This is a genomic window from Actinosynnema sp. NPDC049800 (genome assembly GCF_040656635.1).
In the GTDB taxonomy this organism is placed as follows: Bacteria; Actinomycetota; Actinomycetes; order Mycobacteriales; family Pseudonocardiaceae; genus Actinosynnema.
The window spans coordinates 1-18,511 of the sequence record NZ_JBFAMT010000045.1; the positions used below are offsets into that span (position 1 = coordinate 1).

General features: G+C 72.5%; 18 protein-coding genes. 4 read left to right on the forward strand and 14 right to left on the reverse strand.

What is annotated here, in order from left to right:
• Positions 1 to 535 precede the first annotated feature (535 nt).
• Positions 536 to 1,810: a tyrosine--tRNA ligase gene (gene tyrS, locus AB0I91_RS33590; RefSeq protein WP_498782541.1), complete on the reverse strand. Its 1,275-nt coding sequence runs from the start codon at positions 1,808 to 1,810 to the stop codon at positions 536 to 538.
• 93 nt (positions 1,811 to 1,903) lie between these two features.
• Here tyrS and AB0I91_RS33595 point away from each other — a divergent pair, with 93 nt between their 5' ends.
• The gene (locus AB0I91_RS33595) at positions 1,904 to 2,362 is read left to right on the forward strand and encodes a hypothetical protein (protein WP_499614293.1); all 459 of its coding nucleotides are present in this window, start codon (positions 1,904 to 1,906) and stop codon (positions 2,360 to 2,362) included.
• A gap of 156 nt (positions 2,363 to 2,518) precedes the next feature.
• A complete protein-coding gene (locus AB0I91_RS33600) occupies positions 2,519 to 3,040 on the forward strand; it encodes an EF-hand domain-containing protein (protein ID WP_498782537.1) in 522 nt (173 codons plus the stop codon).
• Positions 3,041 to 3,185: 145 nt separating this feature from the next.
• Here AB0I91_RS33600 and AB0I91_RS33605 read toward each other — a convergent pair whose 3' ends face one another.
• Genes AB0I91_RS33605 through argC form a run of 9 tightly spaced genes read right to left on the reverse strand, consistent with a single transcriptional unit; the run spans position 3,186 to position 11,309 of the window.
• The gene (locus AB0I91_RS33605; RefSeq protein ID WP_498782535.1) at positions 3,186 to 3,815 is read right to left on the reverse strand and encodes a DNA-3-methyladenine glycosylase; all 630 of its coding nucleotides are present in this window, start codon (positions 3,813 to 3,815) and stop codon (positions 3,186 to 3,188) included.
• The gene (argH, locus tag AB0I91_RS33610) at positions 3,799 to 5,190 is read right to left on the reverse strand and encodes an argininosuccinate lyase (RefSeq protein WP_498782533.1); all 1,392 of its coding nucleotides are present in this window, start codon (positions 5,188 to 5,190) and stop codon (positions 3,799 to 3,801) included. Before argH ends, AB0I91_RS33605 begins: the two co-directional genes overlap by 17 nt.
• A 12-nt stretch (positions 5,191 to 5,202) precedes the next feature.
• Positions 5,203 to 5,610, reverse strand: coding sequence for a hypothetical protein (locus AB0I91_RS33615; RefSeq protein ID WP_498782531.1), 408 nt, complete (start codon positions 5,608 to 5,610; stop codon positions 5,203 to 5,205).
• Positions 5,603 to 6,109 carry an arginine repressor gene (locus AB0I91_RS33620; RefSeq protein ID WP_498782529.1) on the reverse strand — a complete coding sequence of 169 codons (507 nt, stop codon included), beginning with the start codon at positions 6,107 to 6,109 and terminating at the stop codon, positions 5,603 to 5,605. Before AB0I91_RS33620 ends, AB0I91_RS33615 begins: the two co-directional genes overlap by 8 nt.
• Positions 6,106 to 7,032: an ornithine carbamoyltransferase gene (argF, locus tag AB0I91_RS33625; RefSeq protein WP_498782527.1), complete on the reverse strand. Its 927-nt coding sequence runs from the start codon at positions 7,030 to 7,032 to the stop codon at positions 6,106 to 6,108. Before argF ends, AB0I91_RS33620 begins: the two co-directional genes overlap by 4 nt.
• The gene (locus tag AB0I91_RS33630; protein WP_498782525.1) at positions 7,032 to 8,219 is read right to left on the reverse strand and encodes an acetylornithine transaminase; all 1,188 of its coding nucleotides are present in this window, start codon (positions 8,217 to 8,219) and stop codon (positions 7,032 to 7,034) included. The genes argF and AB0I91_RS33630 overlap by 1 nt, the downstream gene beginning before the upstream one ends.
• Positions 8,216 to 9,103 (reverse strand): acetylglutamate kinase, encoded by an 888-nt coding sequence (gene argB / locus AB0I91_RS33635; RefSeq protein WP_498782523.1) that lies wholly within the window; start codon positions 9,101 to 9,103, stop codon positions 8,216 to 8,218. Before argB ends, AB0I91_RS33630 begins: the two co-directional genes overlap by 4 nt.
• A complete protein-coding gene (argJ, locus tag AB0I91_RS33640) occupies positions 9,100 to 10,296 on the reverse strand; it encodes a bifunctional glutamate N-acetyltransferase/amino-acid acetyltransferase ArgJ (RefSeq protein ID WP_498782521.1) in 1,197 nt (398 codons plus the stop codon). Before argJ ends, argB begins: the two co-directional genes overlap by 4 nt.
• Positions 10,293 to 11,309, reverse strand: a complete 1,017-nt coding sequence (argC, locus tag AB0I91_RS33645) for an N-acetyl-gamma-glutamyl-phosphate reductase (RefSeq protein WP_499614306.1) — start codon at positions 11,307 to 11,309, stop codon at positions 10,293 to 10,295. The genes argJ and argC overlap by 4 nt, the downstream gene beginning before the upstream one ends.
• Positions 11,310 to 11,420: 111 nt before the next feature.
• Between argC and AB0I91_RS33650 the strand changes: the two genes are divergently transcribed.
• The gene (locus tag AB0I91_RS33650) at positions 11,421 to 11,864 is read left to right on the forward strand and encodes a hypothetical protein (protein WP_498782517.1); all 444 of its coding nucleotides are present in this window, start codon (positions 11,421 to 11,423) and stop codon (positions 11,862 to 11,864) included.
• Here AB0I91_RS33650 and AB0I91_RS33655 read toward each other — a convergent pair.
• Positions 11,810 to 13,003 (reverse strand): cytochrome P450, encoded by a 1,194-nt coding sequence (locus AB0I91_RS33655; protein ID WP_498782515.1) that lies wholly within the window; start codon positions 13,001 to 13,003, stop codon positions 11,810 to 11,812. The two genes, AB0I91_RS33650 and AB0I91_RS33655, sit on opposite strands and share 55 nt — an antisense overlap.
• 118 nt (positions 13,004 to 13,121) lie before the next feature.
• Between AB0I91_RS33655 and AB0I91_RS33660 the strand changes: the two genes are divergently transcribed.
• On the forward strand, positions 13,122 to 13,751 hold the full coding sequence (locus tag AB0I91_RS33660) for an HAD family hydrolase (protein ID WP_499640569.1): 630 nt from the start codon (positions 13,122 to 13,124) through the stop codon (positions 13,749 to 13,751).
• On the opposite strand, the gene sthA is transcribed toward AB0I91_RS33660, so the two are convergent.
• The 3 genes from sthA to pheT form a co-directional block, all read right to left on the reverse strand.
• The gene (sthA, locus tag AB0I91_RS33665) at positions 13,752 to 15,179 is read right to left on the reverse strand and encodes a Si-specific NAD(P)(+) transhydrogenase (protein ID WP_498782511.1); all 1,428 of its coding nucleotides are present in this window, start codon (positions 15,177 to 15,179) and stop codon (positions 13,752 to 13,754) included.
• A 55-nt stretch (positions 15,180 to 15,234) separates the two neighbouring features.
• Positions 15,235 to 15,726, reverse strand: a complete 492-nt coding sequence (locus AB0I91_RS33670; RefSeq protein ID WP_498782509.1) for a hypothetical protein — start codon at positions 15,724 to 15,726, stop codon at positions 15,235 to 15,237.
• A gap of 306 nt (positions 15,727 to 16,032) precedes the next feature.
• A complete protein-coding gene (pheT, locus tag AB0I91_RS33675; protein ID WP_498782507.1) occupies positions 16,033 to 18,510 on the reverse strand; it encodes a phenylalanine--tRNA ligase subunit beta in 2,478 nt (825 codons plus the stop codon).
• Position 18,511: the final 1 nt, after the last annotated feature.

Sequence of the window (18,511 nt, forward strand, 5' to 3'; positions counted from 1 at the left end):
AGTTGTCCAGTAACAATCTCAAAGGAAACCTCTTGACGAGGTTCATAAATTTACTGGCTATTCGGCACGCTGTTGAGTTCTCAAAGAACACGCGCACATCATCACTCACCGCTGCGAAGCGGCTCGATCCGAGGCTTGTGATTCAGCTAAAGCTTGTGTTGGGAAACAAGACGCCCTGGTCGCTGGGCTCAGACGAGCCTCGACTGGGTCTTCCGTTCCGCGGTCACCCACTCTACCACGTTAGCGGGAGCTTGGTTCGTGACCTGCCGCACTCCGTTCCGGTGTTCCCGGCCCGTTCCGCGCTGACATGGAGAAAGTTACACGCAGCCGAACCGGAGGTCAAATCGGGGGCGCAGCACCGCGCCACAGGCTGAAACCGCAGGTCAGCAGCCCGTGCCGCACTCCAGTCCACGCTATCCGACCCTGCCCACCGGCAACAGTGTGACCGCGATCACACTCGAACGTGGCGAAGGCCGCCGGTCCGGGTGGGACCGACGGCCTTCGACGTCACGCTCGCGAAGCCTGTTCGCGCAGGTCAGATGAGCACCCGCACGCCGGCTGTGTTGCGCTTGCCGCGCCGGACGACCAGCCACTCGCCGTGGAGCAGGTCCTCCTTGGCGGGCACCCACTCCTCGTCGGTGACCTTGGAGTTGTTCACGTACGCGCCGCCCTCCTTCACGGTGCGCCGCGCCGCGCCCTTGCTGTCCGCCAGCCCGGAGCTGACCAGCAGGTCGACGATGGTCGGCGCGTCGGCCAGGCGGACCTCGCCGGTCGGCGCCTCGGCCATCGCGGCCACCAGCGTCGACAGGTCGAGCCCGCGCAGCTCGCCGCGGCCGAACAGGGCCTGGCTCGCCGCGATGACCTGCCGCGTCTCGTGCTCGCCGTGCACCAGGTTGGTGAACTCCTCGGCCAGCTTCTTCTGCGCGGCGCGCAGGTGCGGCGCCTCGGTGGTCTGCCGCTCCAGCTCGGCCATCTCCTCCTGGGACAGGAAGGTGAACAGCCGCAGGTAGCGGAGCACGTCGGCGTCGCCCACGTTCACGAAGTACTGGTACCAGGCGTACGGCGAGGTCATCTGCGGGTCGAGCCACACGTTGCCGCCGCCGGTGGACTTGCCGAACTTGCGGCCCTCGGCGTCGGTGACCAGCGGCGCGGTCAGCGCGTGCACGGACTTCCCGTCGACCTTCCGGACCAGGTCGACGCCGCCGATGATGTTGCCCCACTGGTCGGAGCCGCCCACCTGGAGCCTGGTGCCGTACTTCCGGTTGAGCTGGAGGTAGTCGTGCGACTGCAGGAGCAGGTAGCTGAACTCGGTGTACGACATGCCGTCGCCGTCGAGGCGGCGCTTGACCGTGTCGCGGGCGAGCATGACGTTGATCGAGAAGTGCTTGCCGACGTCGCGCAGGAACTCCAGCACCGAGACGTTCCCGGTCCAGTCCAGGTTGTTGACCACGACCGCGCCCGTGGGGCTGTCGTCGAACTCGACGAACCGCTCCAGCTGGCCGCGGATGCGCCCGGCCCACTCGGCGACGGTGTCCAGCGGGTTGAGCGCGCGCTCCGCGCTGTCACGCGGGTCGCCGATCATGCCGGTGGCGCCACCCGCGAGGACGATCGGCCGGTGCCCGGCGCGCTGGAAGCGGCGCAGCATGAGCAGCGGGACGAGGTTGCCGGCGTGCAGGCTGGGCGCGGTCGGGTCGAACCCCGCATAGAGGGTGAGCGGACCGGCGTCGAGGTCCTTCCGCAGCGCGTCGAGGTCGGTGGACTGCGCGATCAGGCCGCGCCAGGACAGCTCGTCGAGGATGTGCTCGCTCACGGACGGCCATTCTCCTCCACCTGGTCAAAGCAGTTTGAGGCGGTGCCGCCTGCGGGTAGTCGGCGAGGGGCTCTAGTGAGAGGACCACGGCTGATGACCTACCCGAATCGCGACAGACGTCCCGCCGACCGTCCCACCGAGCACCTGCCCCCGGCCGAGCCCGCGTACCGGGAGGAACTCCCCTACTCGCGGGAGGAGGAGGTCGTCGAGCGCGGTGACGGCCGGGTGCGCGCCGTGCGCGTGGTGTGCGCCGTGATCGACGTGCTGTGCTGGTTGTTCGCGATCGTGCTGGCGATCCACATCTTCCTGGTGATCGGCGGCGCCAACCCGGCGAACGGGTTCGCGCAGCTGATCGACTCGTGGTCGGCGGCGGTGTCGCTGGGCCTGCGCGACCTGTTCACGCCCGCGAACGCCGGTGTGCGGACGTTGTTCAACGACGGCTTGGCCGCGTTGCTGTGGCTGCTGATCGGCGCGGTGCTGACCAGCGTGATCAGCCGGGTGGCGCTGCCCGCGCACGAGCGCCGGGTCTGGTACCGGCGCACGGTGCGCTAGACCACCCCGCCGGTGTGGGTGACGGCGGTCGGGCGGCGTGTCTTCTTGCGCCGGACCGGGCACTACCGACCGTCACCGTGATGTCACTCGGGCGCGCAGGGGTTTGCCCCGGCTGGTCAATTGTCCTCGTGGCGTTCCCCGACCAAGTTTGCTTGCGTGGCCAGCGACTTGCAGCGGAAGAAGACCTCCATCGTGTTCACCGCGATGGACTCGAACGGCGACGGGTTCCTCGAGCGGGCCGATTTCGAGGCGTTGACGGACCGGTGGGTGCACCTCCGGGGCGCGGCCGACCCGGATCGGTTGCGGGAGATCATGATGGGCTGGTGGGACGCGCTGCGGGCGGCGTCCGACCACGACCGCGACGACAAGGTCACGGTGGACGAGGTGCTGACCGTGGTGAAGGACCTCGGCACCATGCTCGACCTGGTGGTGGCCACCGCGGAGTCGATGTTCGAGGCGGTGGACGAGGACGGCGACGGCCGGGTGTCCGCGCCCGAGTACGCCCGGATGATCCACGCCTGGACCGGCGACGACTCCCCGACCGACGCCGTCTTCGCCCGGCTGGACCTCGACGGCGACGGCTCGATCTCGAAGTCCGAGTTCGTCCAGCACTGGGTGGAGTTCTGGGCGGGCGACGACGCGGACGCGCCCGGCGCCCACGTGTTCGGCGAGGTCTAGGACCTCGACCAGGTCGTGGGGCAGGACCGGCGGGGTCGGGCGCGAGGTCGCCTCGAACGTAACGTCCGGTCGGCGTCGAGGTGCGGCTCCGGGTCGGTGCGGCCGAAGCGGGTCGCCGGCCGGCGGGGTCCCCGGGCGAACGGCCTCAGGTGGTGACGCGCGTCCGGCGGGTGCCCCGGCGGTAGGCGCTGACGGCGGGCGAGTCGATCCAGAACCGCCACGGCACGTCCACCGCGACGGCCACGCCCACGCGCGGGCCGGTGCGGATGTCGGCGTCGTCCACCGGCTCGCCGGCCAGCAGCCGCACGGTCGCGTCCGGCTCGGTCAGGTTCACGCCGTTGTGCACGCGGTCGAGGCCGAGCACGCCGGTCAGCCGGGCCGGGCCCTTGGCCAGTTCGGCGGCGTTGCGCGCGGTCGGGCGGCGGGCGTGCGCCAGCGCCGACCCGGTCACCACCTCGCCGGCGCGCAGCAGCACCGCGCCGGGCACGCCGTCGGTCAGCGAGACGACGTTCGCGCAGAAGTGCATGCCGTAGACGAAGTACACGTAGAGCCGACCGGCCGGGCCGAACATCACGTCGTTGCGCGGCGTGCGGCCCCGGTAGCAGTGGGACGCCGGGTCGTCGCCGCCCCGGTAGGCCTCGACCTCCACGATCCGCAGCCCGACCACGCCCTCGTCGGTGGTCGACTCGATGACGCTCCCGAGCAGGAGCCGCGCGGCGTCGACGGGGTCGACCGCGAGCTCCCGCTCGGTGAGCTGCCTAGGCGTTGCGGGCAACGGAGACCTTGTCGCGCAACCTCTTGAGCTGCTCGGCGACCCGATCGGGCGCGGTGCCGCCGTGCGCGTCCCGTGACGCGATGGACCCTTCCACGGTCAACACGCTACGCACCTCGGGCGTCAACGCGGGAGAGATCGTGGCGAACTCCTCATCGGTCAGCTCCTCCAGCCCCACGCCGCGCCCCTCGGCGACCCGGACGCACTCGCCCGCCGCCTCGTGCGCCACCCGGAACGGCACGCCCTGCCGCACCAGCCACTCGGCGATGTCGGTGGCCAGGGTGAACCCGGCGGGCGCCAGCTCGGCCATCCGCGCGGTGTCGAACCGCGTGGTGGCGATCATCCCGGCCAGCGCGGGCAGCAGCAGTTCCAGCTGCTCGACCGAGTCGAACAGCGGCTCCTTGTCCTCCTGGAGGTCCCGGTTGTAGGCCAGCGGCTGTGCCTTCAGCGTGGCCAGCAGCCCGGTCAGGTTGCCGATGAGCCGGCCGGACTTGCCCCTGGTCAGCTCGGCGACGTCCGGGTTCTTCTTCTGCGGCATGATCGAGCTGCCGGTGGCCCACGCGTCGTCGAGCACGGCGAAGCGGAACTCGGCCGTGGTCCAGATGATCACCTCTTCGGCGATCCTCGACAGGTCGACGCCGATCATGGCCAGCACGAACGCGATCTCGGCGGCGAAGTCGCGCGACGCGGTGCCGTCGATGGAGTTCTCCACCGGGCCGTCGAAGCCCAGCTCCTCGGCCACCGCGGCCGGGTCGAGGCCCAGCGACGAGCCGGCCAGCGCGCCCGAGCCGTAGGGCGACACGGCGGTCCGCTTGTCCCAGTCGCGCAGCCGGTCGACGTCGCGCAGCAGCGCCTGGCCGTGGGCGAGCAGGTGGTGCGCCAGCAGCACGGGCTGGGCGGACTGGAGGTGCGTGCGGCCGGGCATGACGGCGGTGGCGTGCGCGGACGCCTGGTCGGCCAGCGCCTCGACCACGTCGAGCACGCCCGCCGACACCCGCTGGGCGGCGTCGCGCAGCCACATCCGGAACAGCGTGGCCACCTGGTCGTTGCGGGACCGGCCGGCGCGCAGCTTGCCGCCCAGCTCCGGTCCGGCGCGCTCGATCAGGCCGCGCTCCAGCGCGGTGTGCACGTCCTCGTCGGCCAGCGTCGGGGTGAACGACCCGGCCGCCACGTCGGCTTCCAGCGCGTCCAGCGCCGCCAGCATGCGCGCCAGCTCGTCGGCGGTCAGCAGACCGGCCCGGTGCAGCACGCGGGCGTGCGCGCGGGAACCCCTGATGTCGTACGGGGCGAGTCGCCAGTCGAAGTGCGTCGACGCGGACAGCCGCGCCATCGCCTCCGCCGGTCCTCCGGCGAACCGGCCACCCCACAATGAACTCACGTGATCGAATCCCTACGTCGCGGCGATCTTGTCCGGCAGGAGCCGGTGCTGCCCGGCGCCCGGGCCGGGGTCGGACGGCGACTCCCCGCCGCGCCGGTCGGTGACGACCGCGCGGACACCGCGCGCCACGGGCCGGACGTCGCCGGACCCGTGCCGCCGGGTGGTGTCGGTGAAGCTGTCCAACGCCTGCTCGGGCAGCGGGAACCACCGGCTTTCGTGCACCAGTGCACCCCAGTGCCGCCCGGCCCGCCGCTCGAAGCGGATCAGGTCGGGCGTCGGGGTGGCCTCCGGCGGCTGGTGGCGAGCGGTGGTCGACGTCTCGCGGGCCCGCACGCCCGCCGACCGGTTCGGCTCCCGGACGGCCAGCGGCGCGGTGGCGCTCTCGCCGACGGCCGAGGCGCCGGAGGAGAACTCACTCATGGGGTTCTCCCGGCTGCGCCTGGTCGTCGCCCGCGGCGAGCGCGGTCACCCTGGCGGCCAGGTCCGCGCCGGTGAGGGGTTCGCGGGCCACTGCGAGGATGGTGTCGTCACCGGCGATGGTGCCGACGATGTCGTGCAGCGCGGCCCGGTCCAGCGCGCTGGCCAGGAACTGGGCCGCGCCGGGCGGGGTGCGCAGGACGGCGAGGTTGCCCGAGTGGTCGACCGACACGAGCAGTTCGCCGAGCACCCTGGTGAGGCGGGACGTGCCGCCCTGCACGCCGCGGACCGGGCTGCCGTCCTCGGGGATGACGTAGACGGGCGCGCCGCCGTCGGGTCCGCGCAGCTTGACCGCGCCCAGCTCGTCCAGGTCGCGCGACAACGTGGCCTGGGTGACCTCGATGCCTTCCACCGCCAGCGTCTTCGCCAGTTCCGACTGGCTGCGGATGGCGCGTTGGGCGACCAGTTCGACGATGCGGGCCTGCCGCGCGGTCCGGGTCATCGCGACTGCTCCAGCAGCCACACGAGCAGCGCCTTCTGGGCGTGCAGCCGGTTCTCGGCCTCGTCCCACACCGCGCTGTCCGGGCCGTCCAGCACGTCGTCGGTGATCTCCTGGCCGCGGTGGGCGGGCAGGCAGTGCAGCACAGTCGTCGTCACGCCGGTCGCGGCCACGAGGTCGGCGTTGAGCTGGTAGGGCCGGAACGGGCGCATCCGGTCGCGGCCGTCGTTCTCCTGGCCCATCGACGTCCAGGTGTCGGTGACCAGCACGTCCGCGCCGTCCACCGCCTCGCGCGGGTCCTCGATCACGGTCACCGAGCCGCCGGTGTCCGCGGCGCGCTTGCGCGCGTCGTCCAGCACCCACGGCAGCGGCTGGAACAGCGCGGGCGCGGCGATCCGCACGTGCATTCCCGCCGTGACGCCGCCGAGCAGCATCGAGTGGGACATGTTGTTCGCGCCGTCGCCGAGGTAGGTGACGGTGAGGCCGGCGAGCTTGCCGTGCACGCGCCGGATGGTCTGCAGGTCGGCCAGGACCTGGCACGGGTGGAACTCGTCGGTCAGCGCGTTGATCACCGGGATGCGGGACACCGACGCCATCGCGTCGATGCGCTTCTGCGCGAACGTCCGCCAGATCACCGCGTCCACGTACCCGGACAGGATCCGGGAGGTGTCCTCGATGGTCTCCTCGCGGCCCAGCTGCATGGACCGGCCGTCGATGATCACCGGGTTGCCGCCGAGCTGGGCGATGCCGACCTCGAACGACAGCCGGGTGCGGGTGGAGTTCTTCTCGAAGATCACCGCGACGGACTTGGGCCCGGCCAGCGGCTTGGCGGTCAGCCGGTCGGCCTTGTAGCCGTCGGCCAGGTCGAGGACCGCGGACTGCTCGTCCGGGGTCAGGTCGTCGTCACGGAGGAAGTGGCGCACCATCACGGCTCCTGGCCTGGGGTGGGGAGGAACGAGGGCAGGTCGGCCACCAGTCGGTGGGCGTCCGCCTCGTCCAGCACCAGCGGCGGCGCCAGGCGGATGACGTCGGGCTGGATCGGGTTGATCAGGTAACCGGCCCGCTGCGCGGCCGCCGCGGCCTTCGCCGAGACCGCCTCGCGCAGCGTGATGCCGAGCAGCAGGCCGGCGCCCCGCACCCCGGAGATGAGCGGGTGGTCCAGTGCCTCGACCCCGGTCGCGATCTCCTTGCCGACCGCGGCGGTGTGCTCCAGCAGGCCGTCGGCGGCGATCGTGTCGAGCACCGCGAGCGCGGCGGCGCAGCACACCGGGTTGCCGCCGAACGTGGTGCCGTGGTGGCCGGGTTCGAACAGGTCCTTGGCCGGGCCGACCGCGATGCACGCGCCGAGCGGCAGCCCGCCGCCGAGGCCCTTGGCCAGGGTGATCACGTCGGGGACGATCCCGACCTGGTGGAACGCGAACCAGGTGCCCAGGCGGCCGACGCCGGTCTGCACCTCGTCGAGGACGAGCAGCGCGCCGTGCTCGGTGGTGATCCGGCGGGCCGCTTCGAGGTAGCCCTCGGGCGGCACGACGACGCCGTTCTCGCCCTGGATCGGCTCCACGATGAACGCGGCGGTCTCGTCGTCGATCGCGGCCTCCAGCGCGGCCACGTCGCCGTACGGGACGTGCACGACGCCGGGGACCAGCGGCTCGAACGGCTCGCGCTTCTTGGGCTGGCCGGTCAGCGCCAGCGCGCCCATGGTGCGGCCGTGGAAGCCGCCGTCGGTGGCCACGACCTTGGTGCGGCCCGTGCGGCGGCTCAGCTTGAACGCGGCCTCGTTGGCCTCCGCGCCGGAGTTGCAGAACAGCACCCGGCCGTCACCGTCCACACCGGACAGGTCGAGCAGCCGTTCGGCCAGCGCGAGCGCGGGCTCGTTGATGTAGAGGTTGGACGTGTGGCCGATCCTGGCGACCTGCTCGGTCACGGCGGCCACGATCGCCGGGTGCGCGTGGCCGAGCGCGTTGACCGCGATGCCGGTCAGCAGGTCCAGGTAGCGGTTGCCGTCGGCGTCCCAGACGTGCGCGCCCTCGCCTCGGGTCAGGGTCAGGCCGGGCGTGCCGTAGTTGTTCATCATCGCGGCCTGCCACCGCTGCCGGTTCCGGCTCTCGCTCATGCCCCGCCCGCCTCTGTCCGTTCGGTCACCATCGTTCCGACGCCCTCGGAGGTGAAGACCTCCAACAACACCGAGTGCGCCAGCCTGCCGTCGATCACGTGCGCCTCGGGGACGCCGCCGCGCACCGCGCGCAGGCAGGCCTCCATCTTCGGCACCATGCCGCTGTCCAGGTCCGGCAGCATCTTCTCCAGCCGCTCGGCGTCCACGCGGTGCAGCAGCGAGCTCTTGTCCGGCCAGTCCGCGTACAAACCCTCGACGTCGGTGAGCACGACCAGCTTCTCGGCCTTCAGCGCCACGGCCACCGCGCCCGCCGCCGTGTCGGCGTTGACGTTGTGCACCACGCCGTCGACGTCCGGCGCGACCGTGGACACGACCGGGATGCGGCCCGCGTGCACGATGTCGAGCACCGCGTCCGGGTTGACGTCCACGATGTCGCCGACCAGGCCGATGTCGACCGGCGCGCCGTCCACGATGGCCGGTCGTCGGGCGGCGGTCAGCAGGTGGGCGTCCTCGCCGGACAGGCCGACCGCGAGCGGGCCGTGGGAGTTGATCAGGCCGACCAGCTCGCGCTGCACCTGGCCGACCAGCACCATCCGGACCACGTCCATGGCCTCCGGCGTGGTCACGCGCAGGCCGCCGCGGAACTCGCTGTCGATGCCGAGCCGCTTGAGCATCGCGGCGATCTGCGGCCCGCCGCCGTGCACCACGACCGGGTGCAGGCCCGCGAGCTTGAGGAACACCATGTCCTGCGCGAACGCGCGCTTGAGCTCGTCGTCCACCATGGCGTTGCCGCCGTACTTGACGACCACGATCGCGCCGCGGAAGCGCTGCAGCCACGGCAGCGCCTCGATCAGGATCCCGGCCTTGACCTGCGGTGTGATCATGAGCTGTACGCGCTGTTCTCTTCGACGTACCCGTGCGACAGGTCCGTGGTGAGCACGGTGGCGGTGCCGTCGCCGAGGTTCAGGTCGACCACGACGGCGACGTCGCGGCCGGACAGGTCGGCCTCACCGCGGTCGGCGGCCCGGTGGCCGTCCGCGAACAGCGTGACGCCGTTGATCGCGATGCCGAGCTTGTGCTGGTCGACGGTGGCCCGCGAGCGGCCCACGGCCATCGCGATCCGGCCCCAGTTGGGGTCCGAGCCGAACAGCGCGGTCTTGACCAGGTTGTCCTCGGCGACGGTCTTGGCGACCACGACCGCCTCGGCCTCGGTGAGCGCGCCGTTGACCGTGATGGCGACTTCCTTGGTCGCGCCCTCCGCGTCGCCTTGGAGCTGCTTGACCAGGTCTGCCGCCACGGCGGTGAGCACGCCGGCGAACTGCTCGGCGGTCGGCGTGACGCCGGAGGCGCCGGAGGCGAGGACCAGCACGGTGTCGTTGGTGGACGTGCCGCCGTCCACGTCGAGCCGGTCGTAGGTCTTGGCGGTGGCCGCGCGCAGGGCCGCGTCCAGGGCGTCGCCGTCGATCACCGCGTCGGTGGTGATGACGCTGAGCATCGTGGCCAGGTTCGGCGAGAGCATCCCCGCGCCCTTGGCGAACCCGCCGACCGACCACCCGTCCGGGTGATCCTGCCAGCACTGCTTGGGGTGGGAGTCGGTGGTCATCACGGCGGTGGCGGCGGCCAGGCCCGACCCGTCGGTGGCGTCGAGCTCCCGGGCCGCCTGCTCGACCCCGGCCTTGAGCTCGTCCATCGGCAGGCGCTCGCCGATCAGGCCGGTGGAGCACACCGCGACCTCGATCGCGCCGACGCCCAGCACCTCGGCGACCTTCTCGGCGGTGGCGTGGGTGTCCTGGAAGCCCTCGGGGCCGGTGCAGGCGTTCGCGCCGCCGGAGTTCAGCACGACGGCGTGGAGCTTGCGCTCCTTGAGCACCTGCTGGGACCACAGCACGGGCGCGGCCTTCACCTGGTTGGTGGTGAAGACGCCCGCGGCGGCCTGGCCGGGCCCTTCGTTGACGACCAGCGCCAGGTCGAGCGCGCCGGACTCCTTGATGCCGGCCGCGACGCCCGCCGCCTTGAAGCCCTTGGGGCCGGTCACGCCCTTGTCACGCCGGGGTCCGTGCGCGGTCCCGTGGTTCACGGCGCCACCCCCACGGTGGACAGGCCGGTGGTCTCGGGCAGGCCGAGCGCCAGGTTCATGCACTGCACGGCCGCGCCCGCGGTGCCCTTCGCCAGGTTGTCGATCGCGGCGACCACGACCAGCCGGTTCACGTCGCGGTCCACGGCCACCTGCAGCTGCACGGCGTTCGAGCCGAGCACCGCGGCCGTGGTGGGCCAGTGGCCTTCCGGCAGCAGGTGCACGAACGGCTCGTCGGCGTAGGCCTTCTCGTAGGCGGCGCGGACGTCCGCGTCACCGTCCTTCAGCGTCGCCGAGCAGGTGGCCAGGATGCCCCTCGGCAACGGCGCCAGCACCGGGGTGAACGAGACCCGGACCGGCTCGTCGGCGACCTTGGACAGGTTCTGGGTGATCTCCGGGGTGTGCCGGTGCGCGCCGCCGACGCCGTAGGCGCTGAGCGAGCCCATCACCTCGGAGCCGAGGAGGTGGGGCTTGAGCGCCTTGCCCGCGCCGGACGTGCCGGACACGGCCACCACCGTCACCTCGGGCTCGACCAGCCCCATCGCGGGCGCCAGGGCCAGCGACGACACGGTCGGGTAGCAGCCGGGCACGGCGACGCGGCGGGCGCCGCGCAGCTCGTCGCGCTGACCGGGCAGCTCGGGCAGGCCGTACGGCCAGCTGCCCGCGTGCGCGCCGCCGTACCAGCGGTCCCAGGCGGCGGGGTCGGTGAGCCGGTGGTCCGCGCCGCAGTCGACGACGAGCACGTCGTCGCCCAGCTGCGCGGCGACCTCGGCCGAGCGGCCGTGCGGCAGGGCGAGGAAGACGACGTCGTGGCCCTTGAGGGTGTCGGCGGTGGTCTCCTCCAGCACCCGGTCGGCCAGCGGCAGCAGGTGTGGCTGGTGGGCGAACAGCGGGGAGCCCGCGTTGCCGCCGGCGGTGAGCGCGCCGATCTCCACGTCCGGGTGACCGAGCAGGAGGCGGAGCACCTCGCCCCCGGCGTACCCGCTGGCCCCGGCGACCGCGATCCGTACCGTCATACGGATAAGTATGCACGCTGATGCAAAGGTACTCAAATCGGTTCCGCTTGATGCGGCGGCGCGTTCCCCGGTGTCATGCTTTCCTGTACGGGAACTGGGGGGTTCATCGTGATGCACCATCCGCACGACCACGCACGGGGGCACTTCTCACCCGGCCCGCGACGTCCGCGCGACGGCCACCCGGGCCCGCTCGCCGCACGGCCGTGGCTCAACGCGCTCGCCTGGGTCGGCGTGCTCACCGCGATCGTGGGCATGACCGTCATCGGGCTGGACGTGGTGTGCGACTCCGCGCCGACGGCCGTCGGCTCGGCGCACGCCGACGGGTTCCCGGGCCGCGACCCGTTCCCGGGCGCCCCGATCCCCGCCGACGACCCGCTCGACCGCACGGCCGCCGGGAGCAGGCCGGCACGACCCGGCGACGCGGGCTTCGGCATCGGGCTGGTCTTCGGCGGCTTCGCGCTCGCGGCCGTCGCGGGCCTCGGGCGCTCGCCGCGCCGCCGTCACCACGCCACGGGCAGCGACCCGAGGCCGTGGACGACCCGCTGGGTGCGGTAGTCGGGTTCCGGCCCGACCAGGCGCAGGCCGGGGAACCGGCGCACCAGCGCGGGGAACGCGATCCGCAGCTCCATCCTGGCCAGCGGCGCGCCGAGGCAGTGGTGCACGCCGTGGCCGAACGCGACGTGGCCGCCCGCGTCACGGGTGATGTCCAGCACGTCCGGGTCCGGCACGAGACCGGGGTCGCGGTCGGCCGCGGGCAGCGAGCAGAGGATCAGCTCGCCGGGACCGAGCGCGTGACCGCCGAGCCGCACCTCGGCGGTCGTGATCCGCGGCACGCCGGTGTGCACGACGGTCAGCCACCGCAGCAGCTCCTCCACGGCCGCGTCGGCGCGTTCGGGCTCGTCGCGCAGCAGCCGGAGCTGGTCGGGGTGGCGCAGCAGGGCGAGCACGCCGAGGCCGAGCATGTTGGCCGTGGTCTCGTGGCCGGCCAGCAGCAGCAGGTCCGCGATGCCGACCATCTCGCGGTCGTCGAGGGCGGCGGCCTCGTCGCGGGCGAGCACGCCGAGCAGGTCGTCGCCCGGCTCGACCCTGGCCCGCGCGACCAGGTCGGCCAGGTAGGCCTTGGTCTCGTACTGCAGGGCGAGCCGTTCCTCGAACGACAGCGCCGCGTCGAAGTACCTCGTGTAGCGGTCCTGGAAGGTGTCGCGGTCCTCGAACGGCACGCCGAGCAGCTCGCAGATCACCAGCGCCGGCACGGGCAGCGCGAAGTCGGCCACCAGGTCGGCGGGCGGCCCCTTGCGCTCCATCGCGTCGAGGTGGTCGCGCACGATGTCGTGGATGCGCGGTTCCAGCCGGCGCATCCGGCGGGCGGTGAACTCCGGGGCCAGCGTCCGGCGCAGGCGGGTGTGCTCGGGCGGGTCGAACGCGAGCATGTTGCCCGGCCGCACGGCGGCCAGCTCCTCGTCGGTCAGCGCGGGCGCGCCCGGCACCAGGTGGTGGGCCGAGATCCCGAACCGCCGCGAGTCGCTGTAGACCAGCCGGACGTCCTCGATGCGGGTCACCACCCACACCGACGTGCCCAGCGCCGGCGAGTCGATCCGGCGCACCCCGCCCTCGTCGCGGATCTCCGTCAGGTCGGGGTGGGGGTCGACCCCCACCCGGCGGTAGATCAGGGGCGTCGTCGGCTCCGCGGCCATGCCGTCTCCAACCCTCGGGGGTCCTGCGAAAAAACGTAGCGACGCGGCGCGGTGATGCGCGAGCCTTCACACGAGTGAGGTGCCGACTACCCATCGTGATGAGAAGGAGCGTGCGTCGATGGCCGGACGCCTGCGGGCCGTGATCTTCGACTGGCGGGGGACGCTGGTGCTCACGCCCACGTTCCGCGGGTGGGTGGCGGAGGCGTTGCGCCGGATCGGCCGCGACACCGGCCGGACCGCCGAGGTGATCGCGTCGCTGGACGTGACCGGGTTGGACGTGCCCGGTGTCGACGCGGACGCCGCGCTGCACCGGGAGACGTACTACGGGGCGTTCCGGGCGGCCGGGTTCGACGCCGAGCTGGCCGACTCGCTGTACGCGGTGGAGTCCGACCCGGCGTTCACCCCGTTCGCGGTGGACGCCGGGCCGACGCTGCGGGCGTTGCACGCGGCCGGCGTGCCGATCGGGGTGCTCAGCGACATCCACTTCGACATCCGGCCCGCGTTCGGCGACCTGCCGGTCGACTCGTTCGTGCTGTCCTTCGAGCACGGCGTGGTGAAGCCCGACCCGGCGATCTTCCGCATCGCGCTGCGCGAGCTCGGCGCCGAGCCCGAGGAGACGCTGATGGTCGGCGACCGCTCGACGCACGACGGCGCGGGCGTCGAAGCGGGCCTGCCGACGTTGCTCGTGCCGCCGCTGCGGGACGTCGAGGACGCCCGCCTGCACCTCGTCACGGCCCTGCTCGCGTGATCAGGAGCCGAAGCGCTCCAACGCGCGCATCTTGTTCGTGGCGTCCAGCGCGGCCACCTTGTACGCCTCGGACAGCGTCGGGTAGTTGAAGACGGTGTCCACCAGGTAGTCCACCGTGCCGCCGCACGCCATCACCGCCTGCCCGATGTGGACGAGGTCGGTCGCGCCGGTGCCGAACAGGTGCACGCCGAGCAGCTTGCGGTCCACAGTGGACACCAGCAGCTTGAGCATGCCGTAGGCGTCGCCGACGATCGAGCCGCGGGCCAGCTCGCGGTACCGCGCCAGCCCCACCTCGTACGGCACCGCGGACGACGTCAGCTCGGCCTCCGTGGCGCCGCAGTAGGAGATCTCGGGGATGGTGTAGATCCCGATGGGCTGCAACGCGGACAGCTCGCGCGCCCGCTCGCCGAACGCGTGGTAGGCGGCGAGGCGGCCCTGGTCCATCGACGTGGCGGCCAGCGCCGGGAAGCCGATCACGTCGCCGACCGCGTAGATGTGCTCGACGGGCGTGCGGTAGTGCTCGTCCACGCTCAGCCGGCCGCGGTGGTCCGCTTCCAGGCCCGCCTTGTCCAGGTCCAGCGCCTCGGTGTTGCCCTGCCTGCCCGCCGAGTACATCACCGCGGCGGCCGGGATGCGCTTGCCGCTGGCCAGCGTGGTGACCGTGCCGGAGTCGGACACGTCGACGTTGACGACCTTCTCGCCGAACCGGAACGTCACCGCCAGGTCGCGCAGGTGGAACTTCAGCGACTCCACGATCTCCGGGTCGCAGAAGTCGAGCATCCGGTCGCGCTGCTCGACCACCGTGACCCGGGTGCCCAGCGCGGCGAACATCGACGCGTACTCGATGCCGATCACGCCCGCGCCCACGACCACCAAGGACGACGGGATCTCCTCCAGCGCCAGCACCTCGTCGGAGTCCAGCACCCGGACCTCGTCGAAGTCCACCTGGTCCGGTCGGGCGGGACGGGTGCCGGTGGCGATCACGACGTGCCCGGCCGTGACGAGGTGGTGCTCGCCGCGGTGCCCGCCGTCCACCGCGACCGTGTGCGGGTCGACGAACCGGGCGGTGCCGGAGAGCAGGTCGACCTGGTTGCGGTGCAGTTGCGCGCGCACGACCTGGACCTCGCGGCCGATCACGTGCTGCGCGCGGGAGAGCAGGTCGCTGATCGTGATGTCCTGCTTCACGCGGTAGCTCGCGCCGTACAGGTCGCGCTGGCTCAGGCCGGTCAGGTACATCACCGCCTCGCGCAACGTCTTCGACGGGATGGTGCCGGTGTTCACGCACACGCCGCCCACCATGTCGGCGCGGTCGACGATCGCGACCCGCTTGCCGAGCTTGGCGCCCGCGATGGCGGCCTTCTGCCCGCCCGGGCCCGAGCCGATCACCAGCAGGTCGTAGTCGTACTCACTCGCGCCCACAGCAGTCATACGCCGAAGCGTCGCACAGACCGCCGCTCCGCGGTGGCAAGGCGGGCGGACTCGCCTACACGCGTGCCGCGCGGCCCGAGTAGGTCAGCGGGAACACCAGGTCCGTGCACGCGCTCGGCACGTCGTGCGCGATCCGCACGACCATCTCCACCTCGACCTCGCCCGCCGGCGGGATCGTGACCGGCTCCGCCATCGGCACCACCGTCAGCACGCTCGACGGGCAGCCCGGCACCCCGTTCCGCGCGGCGTCCAACGGCTGGCCGGGCTCGGCCTGCAACGTCAGCACCACGATGTCCACGGTGTTCGGGTTGGACAGCCGCACCAGGCGGGCGCCCTCGCTGCCCGGCGTCAACTCGACCGCGCCGCCGGAGATGTCGTTGATCTCGAAGGGTTGGAGGTCGGACACCTCGCCGCCGCTCACCGAGTACGCCATCGCGGGCAGCTCGGGTTCGGGCCAGGTCAGGTGCATGGCGGCCACGACGGCGGCACCCACGCCGAGGATGGTCATGGCGACGGCGACTTCCATCCGCGGGCCCAAGCTGCGCATGAGGCAACCTCACTCGATTGCTGCTCCAGGCGGTGGGTTCGCCGCTAGCTCCCCGTCGGACCGGCGACCAGACTCGCCCGGCGGTTCATCGCTTCGCCCCTCGGCCCAGCGGGCCGCGAAGCCAATCTTGGAGAACGTTCAACCTGTGCGCAAGGACCTGGCCGGCCCGGAAAGAAAGGCCTTTGGACCTCTTGACACGTCACGCGACCGCGCGTGAACTGCACGTTCTCCGGTATCCGCCACCGGGTGATTCACCCGTGCGGCGTAGTCCCGGACCCGCAGTGGTGCGGATCCGGGACACCGGCCTCAGCCTCTCAGCACGGCGCCGAAGCGCTCCGCCGCGGCGGCCACGGCCGCGTCACGCGCCGCCGTCGCCTCCTCCACGGTCAGCGTGCGGTCCGGCGCCCGGAACCGCAGCGAGTACGCCAGCGACCGCTTGCCCTCGCCGACCTGGTCACCGGTGTAGACGTCGAACAGCCGGATGTCCTCCAGCAACGCCCCACCGCCGCCGCGCAGCACCCGCGCCACCTGCTCGGCGGGCACGTCCGCGGGCACGACCACGGCCACGTCCAGCAGCACCGGCGGGTACGCCGACACCACCGGCGCGGGCCGGTTGTCGCTCAACGGCAGCGCGTCGAGGTCCAGCTCCATCGCCACGGTCCGCTTCGGCAGCCCCAGCGCCTCCACGACCTTCGGGTGCAGCTCGCCCGCGTGGCCCACGGGCCAGTCGCCGACGCGCAGCTCGGCGCACCGGCCGGGGTGCCACGGCGCGAGGTCGGAGGCGACCACGGTCAGCTCCACCCCGTAGGCCTGGCCGACCAGCCGCGCGGCCTGCACCGCGTCCGCCCAGTCCGCCTGCCTGCCCTTGCCCCACCAGCCGGCCCGCTCGCGGTGGCCCGCCAGCACGGCCGCCACGTGCACCGGCTGCTGCGGCAGCGCCGCCAGCAACGACGCCACCTGCGCGTCCGACGGCCGCTCGCCCACGCCGACCTGCGGCACCGGCACCTGCTGCGTGCGCGGCAACGTCACCTGGGCGATCGTGTAGAGCGCGACGTCCTTCTGGCCGCGCGCCAGGTTCCGCTGCACCGTCTCCAGCAGCCCCGGCACCAGCGTGGTGGCCAGCGCGTGCTTGTCCGACTCCAGCGGGTTCAGCACGCTCACCGTGTTGCGGCGCACGTCGCCCTCGGGCAGGCCCAGCTCGTCGAACACCGACGGCGCCACGAACGGGAACGGCTTGACCTCGACGAAACCGCTCTCCGCCAACGCGCGCGACACCGTGCGGCGACGGCGCTGCTGCTCGGTCAACCCGCGACCGGCGGGCGCGGGCGGCAGCGTGGACGGGATCGTGTCGTAGCCCTCCAGCCGCAGCACCTCCTCCACCAGGTCGGCGGGCTGGGTCAGGTCCGAGCGCCACGTCGGCGGGATCGCGGTGACCATGGTCGCGCCGTCGTCGCCCGTGGTGACCTCGACCAGGCAGCCGATCTGGCCGAGCCGGCGCGCGGTCACGCCGCGGGCGTAGTTCACCCCGGCGACCTTGTCGGGCAGGTTGATCGGCATCGACACCGGCTTGGGCTGCGCGGGGACGCCCACGTCCGTGCGGCCGGGCTTGATGCTGCCGTCGCCGAACATGTCCAGCAGCCGTGCCGCGCGCTCCAGTGCGACCGGCGCCAGCGCCGGGTCCACCGTGCGCTCGAACCGCTTCGCCGCCTCGCTGGGCAGCTTGTGCCTGCGCACCGTGCGCGCGATGGACGCCGGGTCCCAGTTAGCCGCTTCCAGCAGGATGTCCGAGCTGGTCGCGGACACCTCGGTGCTCGCGCCGCCCATCACGCCGGCCAGCGAGATCACGCCGGTGTCGTCGGCGATCACGATGTCGTCCGGGTCCAGGGCGCGGACCTGCTCGTCCAGCGTGGTCAGCTTCTCGCCGGCCACCGCGCGCCGCACCACCAGGCCGCCCTTGACCGACGCCGCGTCGAACGCGTGCAGCGGCTGGCCCAGCTCCAGCATCACGTAGTTGGTGACGTCCACCGGCAGGGAGATCGACCGGATGCCCGCCAGCATCAGCCGGCGGCGCATCCACCACGGCGTCGGCGCGGTCGGGTCGACACCGCTGACGCGGCGGGCCACGAACCGGGAGCACGCGCCCTCGTCCTCGATCGCGACCGGCAGGACCTCGCCCTCGCCCTCGGGCACCTCGGCGGTGCCGGGGTCGCGGTAGGGCACGTCGAACGCGCACGCGATCTCGCGGGCCAGGCCGCGCACGGAGAACGCGTAGCCGCGGTCGGGCGTCGGCGCGACCTCGATCACCGTGTCGCCCAGGCCGAGCAGCTCCAGCGCGTCGTCACCGGGCTGCGCGGTGCCGCTGGGCAGCACCATGATCCCCGCGTGGTCGTCGCCGAGGCCCAGCTCGCGGGCCGAGCAGATCATGCCGTTGCTGGTCTTGCCGTAGGTCTTGCGCGCCGAGATGGTGAAGTCGCCGGGCAGCACCGCGCCGGGCAGCGCCACCACGACGGTGTCGCCCTCCTGGAAGTTCGACGCGCCGCAGACGATGCCGTTGACCTGGTCCGGGCCGACCTCGACCTGGCAGTAGCGGATCGGCTTCTTGAACTCGGTCAGCTCCTCGATCTCCACCACGCGACCCGCGACGAGCGGGCCGGTGACGGAGTCGAGCTTGTGGACGTCCTCGACCTCGATGCCGATCCGGACGAACGCCTCGGCGAGCTGCTCGGGCGTGGGCGTCTCGGCGAACTCGAGGTTCTCGACCAGCCAGGTAACCGGAATGCGCACC

What these genes read in the sequence shown, in the direction of transcription:
- argC (WP_499614306.1), bottom strand. Translation starts at nt 11,309, where the DNA reads ATGACGGTACGGATCGCGGTCGCCGGGGCCAGCGGGTACGCCGGGGGC.
- argF (WP_498782527.1), bottom strand. Translation starts at nt 7,032, where the DNA reads ATGGTGCGCCACTTCCTCCGTGACGACGACCTGACCCCGGACGAGCAG.
- AB0I91_RS33630 (WP_498782525.1), bottom strand. Translation starts at nt 8,219, where the DNA reads ATGAGCGAGAGCCGGAACCGGCAGCGGTGGCAGGCCGCGATGATGAAC.
- AB0I91_RS33650 (WP_498782517.1), top strand. Translation starts at nt 11,421, where the DNA reads ATGCACCATCCGCACGACCACGCACGGGGGCACTTCTCACCCGGCCCG.
- AB0I91_RS33670 (WP_498782509.1), bottom strand. Translation starts at nt 15,726, where the DNA reads ATGCGCAGCTTGGGCCCGCGGATGGAAGTCGCCGTCGCCATGACCATC.
- AB0I91_RS33595 (WP_499614293.1), top strand. Translation starts at nt 1,904, where the DNA reads ATGACCTACCCGAATCGCGACAGACGTCCCGCCGACCGTCCCACCGAG.
- argB (WP_498782523.1), bottom strand. Translation starts at nt 9,103, where the DNA reads ATGATCACACCGCAGGTCAAGGCCGGGATCCTGATCGAGGCGCTGCCG.
- AB0I91_RS33615 (WP_498782531.1), bottom strand. Translation starts at nt 5,610, where the DNA reads ATGAGTGAGTTCTCCTCCGGCGCCTCGGCCGTCGGCGAGAGCGCCACC.
- AB0I91_RS33620 (WP_498782529.1), bottom strand. Translation starts at nt 6,109, where the DNA reads ATGACCCGGACCGCGCGGCAGGCCCGCATCGTCGAACTGGTCGCCCAA.
- sthA (WP_498782511.1), bottom strand. Translation starts at nt 15,179, where the DNA reads ATGACTGCTGTGGGCGCGAGTGAGTACGACTACGACCTGCTGGTGATC.
- AB0I91_RS33660 (WP_499640569.1), top strand. Translation starts at nt 13,122, where the DNA reads ATGGCCGGACGCCTGCGGGCCGTGATCTTCGACTGGCGGGGGACGCTG.
- AB0I91_RS33655 (WP_498782515.1), bottom strand. Translation starts at nt 13,003, where the DNA reads ATGGCCGCGGAGCCGACGACGCCCCTGATCTACCGCCGGGTGGGGGTC.